This is a genomic window from Streptomyces flavofungini (assembly GCF_041028215.1).
GTDB lineage: Bacteria > Actinomycetota > Actinomycetes > Streptomycetales > Streptomycetaceae > Streptomyces > Streptomyces flavofungini_B.
Map to the genome: position 1 here is coordinate 1 of NZ_JASKYR010000764.1, position 3371 is coordinate 3371.

The 3371-nt window shown below is 73.5% G+C and carries 3 protein-coding genes; all 3 read right to left on the bottom strand.

Features of this window, described 5'->3' with window-relative positions; translation table 11 throughout:
• Positions 1 to 70 precede the first annotated feature (70 nt).
• A complete protein-coding gene (locus AB8Z36_RS34015) occupies positions 71 to 1279 on the bottom strand; it encodes a type ISP restriction/modification enzyme (protein WP_369217247.1) in 1209 nt (402 codons plus the stop codon).
• Between the two features lie 42 nt (positions 1280 to 1321).
• Positions 1322 to 2071 (bottom strand): GntR family transcriptional regulator, encoded by a 750-nt coding sequence (locus AB8Z36_RS34020; protein ID WP_369217248.1) that lies wholly within the window; start codon positions 2069 to 2071, stop codon positions 1322 to 1324.
• An 8-nt stretch (positions 2072 to 2079) separates the two neighbouring features.
• On the bottom strand, positions 2080 to 3371 hold a 1292-nt coding region (gene hmgA, locus AB8Z36_RS34025; RefSeq protein WP_369217249.1), incomplete at its 5' end, for a homogentisate 1,2-dioxygenase.

A 3371-nucleotide genomic window follows, 5' to 3' on the forward strand; every position in this document is an offset into this window, starting at 1 on the left:
GCCACACCCGCCCCCTCGGAACGGCCCGCCGCACCTGCACCCGGCAGGAGCACCGGCGGCGCACGAGAACCTAGATCAGGGCGAACTGCCCGTCCGGCCCCTCTTCGCGGTGGTCGAGCACCGACGCCGGGCGCCGCGCCGCGTCGGGCACGGGCAGGACGCCCGCCCGGCGCAGCTCCTCCACAGTGATCCGCGGACCTTCGGCCGCCGCCAACTCCCGCTGCTCCGGGACCAGTTCCGCGAGCAGGGCCAGGACCGTGACGAGTTCGAGCAGCTCCGACGTCCAGGCCTGGGGCCAGGACCGCGGGCGGATCGCCGCCAGGGAGCCCGGCTCCGCCTCCGCGTCGGCCGTGCGCGCGCCGAACCAGCGCTCGATCACCCGCACCCCGCTCACCTCGAACTCCCACGCCTCCTTCGGCACCGGCGAGATGACACCCTCCCCGCCGACCCGCAGCACCTCTTCCCCGGCGTCGTACGACAGTGAGCCGGGGCGCGCGGGCAGGGGCGCGCGCACATAGGGCCTGCGCCCGCCGGGCAGCTTGGGGCGCTCCCCGTCGCCGCGCAGCTGCAGCCGCAGCAGCCGCTCGCCGAGGGCGGTGCCGCGCTCCCAGTGGGCGGGGTCGGCGGTGAGCGGTACCCGGCAGCCCGCCGCCGAACCCGTCCCCGTGGCGAGCACGAAGGCGAGCAGCGAGCGCGCGGTGACCTCGTGGCCGAGAAGCTTCGACAGATGCCCGGCGAGGCCCGGCGTCAGATTGGGCTCGACGGCCCCGGGCCTGCGGAAGAGCGGCCTGATGCGGCCGGGGCGCCCGGCGGGGGAGCGCCCGTCCGGCAGCACGGCGGAGGCGAGGACCGCGGGGCCGGCCGCGCCGGGCACATGACCCTGTTCGACGGCGAAGAGCTGGCCCTCGCCCGCGACCCGCCACAGTTCGGGGCGTGCCACGTCGATGAGGCGGTGGTCGGGGATCAGCCACTGCTCGTCGAAGGGGCCGTGCAGCACCCGCACCGGCTCGGGACAGCGGCCCGACTCCCTGGCGAGTCGGCCGGTTCCGCCGGTCCGTCCGGGCAGTTGGGCGACCGCGGTGTGCAGGGTGCGGAGGCGCGTGGGCCGGAACAGGGCCTCGCGGTCCTCGCCCGCCGCGCCGACGAGAGCGTCCCAGCGGGCCCGCAGGGACGCGGCGTCCGGTCCCATCGGCCACCCGCGTCCCGGCCGGAGCGGTGCGACGGACCACGGCATGAGATCCGCGAGCAGCGGCGCTTCGTCAGGCGTCACGCCCGGCATCGTAACCCCGCCTCCGCACGGGCCTGATCCGAACGAGAGGCCCTAGGTCGCCTCCAGCGTGACCGAGAAGGAGAAGCGGTCGCCGCGGTAGTGGATGCGGGCCACGTCCAGGGCCCGGCCCTCCTCGTCGTAGGTGACGCCGGTGTAGTGCAGGATCGGGCTGAGCAGCGGGACCTTGAGGAGGCGGGCGGTCTCCGGGTCGGCGAGGGTGGCCTCGACGGTGTCGGTGATCCGGCTGATCCGCACGCCCACCACATCGCGCAGCACCTTCGTCATCGGCCAGCGCGTGAGGTCGTCCAGGTCGATGCGGGCGGCGAGTTCGGGGCGGACGAAGTTGCGGGCGTGGTTGGTCGGTTCGCCCGTCTTCTCGTCGCTGCGCAGCCGGTGGTACGTGGCCACCGCGTCGGAGTCCGGGAAGTACGCGGCGAGTTCCGCGGACGGCGGGGCCGAGCCGTGTTCGAGGAGCTCGGTGGTCATGCCCGACTGCTGGGCCACGATCGCGTCGACCGAGCCCAGCAGGCGGACGGGCGCCGCGCGCCGGGCGCTCGGTTCGATGAAGGTGCCGCGCCGCCGGTGGCGGGTGATGAGCCCCTCGTCCTCCAGCTCCTTCAGCGCCTGCCGCATGGTCAGCACGGACACCCCGTAGTGCCCCGCCAACTGCTCCTCGGTGGGCAGCCGGAGCGGGGCGTCAGGGGTGCGGCTGAGTATCGAGGCGCGCAGGGACTGCGACACCTGATACCAGAGCGGCAGCTTTCGGTTAAGGACGATCGAGTCCGGGGCGAAAGCGGTCACGGTCTCTCCTAGTCGCGGAAGTGGCGCTCCAGACCCTGCCACACGTCGTCGTACCCCTGCTGCAGATGGGACGCCTGGGCCGCCTGCTCCGTCGCCGTCACCGGCCAGCGCGTCTCGAACATGAACGCGAGGCCGTCATCGATCTTCTGCGGCTTCAGCTCCGCCGCCGACGCCTTCTCGAAGGTGTCGCGGTCGGGGCCGTGCGCCGACATCATGTTGTGCAGCGAGCCGCCGCCCGGCACGAAGCCCTCCGCCTTCGCGTCGTACGCGCCCTCGATGAGGCCCATGTACTCACTCATCACGTTCCGGTGGAAGTACGGCGGCCGGAAGGTGTCCTCGCCCACCAGCCAGCGCGGCGCGAAGACGACGAAGTCGACGCCCGCGAGGCCCGGGGTGTCGGACGGCGAGGTGAGCACCGTGAAGATCGACGGGTCCGGGTGGTCGTAGCTGATCGAGCCGATCACATTGAAACGGTGCAGGTCGTAGACGTAGGGGACGTGGTTGCCGTGCCAGGCCACCACGTCGAGCGGGGAGTGGCCGTACGTCGCGCGCCAGAGGTTGCCGCAGAACTTGTTGACCACCTCCACCGGGCCCTCGACCTCCTCGTACGCCGCGACGGGCGCCCGGAAGTCGCGCGCGTTCGCCAGGCCGTTGGCGCCGATCGGGCCGAGGTCGGGGAGCTGGAAGGGGGCGCCGTAGTTCTCGCAGACATACCCCCGGGCGCTCGCGTCGAGGAGCTCCACGCGGAAGCGGACGCCGCGCGGGATCAGCGCGACCTCGCCGGGCCCGGCGTGCAGCAGTCCGAACTCGGTGCGCAGCAGCAGGCCGCCGCGCTCGGGCACGATGAGCAGCTCGCCGTCGGCGTCGCTGAAGACGCGGTCCTTCATCGAGGAGTTGGCGTGGTAGAGGTGAATGGCCATGCCGGTGCGCTGGGCCGCGTCGCCGTTGCCGCCGAGCGTCCACAGGCCCGCGAGGAAGTCCGTGCCGGGGGCGGGCTCCGGGAGCGGGTTCCAGCGCAGCCGGTTGGGGTCCGGCACCGACTCGGTGAAGGGGGCCGTGCGGACCGCGCCGTTGTCCACGCGGGTGAAGCGCGGGTGCGCGGCCGAGGGGCGGATGCGGTACAGCCACGAGCGGCGGTTGTGCGCGCGGGGCTCGGTGAAGGCCGAGCCGCTGAGCTGCTCGGCATAGAGGCCGAGCGGGGCGCGCTGGGGTGAGTTGCGGCCGTGCGGCAGGGCGCCGGGCACCGCCTCGGAGCTGTGCTCGTTGCCGAAGCCGGTCAGATAGCCCAGGCTCTCGGCGG

Excerpts from the sequence above, each read along its gene's own strand:
- AB8Z36_RS34015 (WP_369217247.1), bottom strand. The coding sequence starts at position 1,279 with ATGCCGGGCGTGACGCCTGACGAAGCGCCGCTGCTCGCGGATCTCATG.